The organism is Mesorhizobium sp. M7A.F.Ca.AU.002.02.1.1 (genome assembly GCF_003998535.1).
Taxonomy (GTDB): Bacteria; Pseudomonadota; Alphaproteobacteria; order Rhizobiales; family Rhizobiaceae; genus Mesorhizobium; species Mesorhizobium ciceri.
On sequence record NZ_RZPB01001333.1, the window covers coordinates 1 to 853 of the forward strand.

1 protein-coding gene is annotated in these 853 nt (G+C 63.0%); it reads left to right on the top strand.

Going from position 1 to position 853, the window contains the following annotated elements:
* Nucleotides 1-853 (top strand): transglycosylase domain-containing protein (locus EN879_RS37530; protein WP_206521112.1); only part of this gene is annotated, 853 nt, incomplete at both ends.

An 853-nucleotide genomic window follows, 5' to 3' on the forward strand; every position in this document is an offset into this window, starting at 1 on the left:
GCGTCCGACGGCGCGCTGATGGCCGAATATGCGCGCGAACGGCGCCTGTATCTGCCGATCCAGGCCATTCCGGACCGCGTCAAGGCGGCCTTCCTGTCGGCGGAAGACAAGAATTTTTACAATCACCCGGGCATCGATGTGACCGGCCTCGGCCGCGCCATCATCGTCAACCTGCAGAATTTCGGCTCGGGCCGGCGCCAGGTCGGCGCCTCGACGATCACCCAGCAGGTGGCGAAGAACTTCCTGTTGTCCTCGGACCAGACCTACGAGCGCAAGATCAAGGAGATGATCCTCGCCTTCCGCATCGAGCAGGCCTATCCCAAGGATCGCATTCTCGAGCTCTACCTCAACGAAATCTTCTTCGGCTTCGGCGCCTATGGCGTCGCCGGCGCGGCGCTGACCTATTTCGACAAATCGGTCAACGAACTGTCCGTGGCCGAGGCCGCCTACCTGGCCTCCCTGCCCAAGGGGCCGAACAACTATCACCCTTTCAAGCATGCCGATCGCGCGATCGAGCGCCGCAACTGGGTCATCGATCAGATGGTCGAGAACGGCTATGTCACGCGTGAGGAAGGCAACAAGGCCAAGGCCGAGCCGCTGGGCGTGACGCCGCGGCGCAGCGGCACCTATCTGTTCGCCGGCGAGTACTTCACCGAAGAGGTGCGCCGCCAGATCATCGCCCGCTACGGCGAGAATGCGCTCTACGAAGGCGGCCTCTCCGTCCGCACCACGCTCGATCCGAAGATCCAGCTCATTGCCCGCAAATCGATGCAGAACGGGTTGATGAAATACGACACGCTGCGCGGCTATCGCGGGCCGGTGACATCGATCGATGTCTCGGGCGACTGGGGCG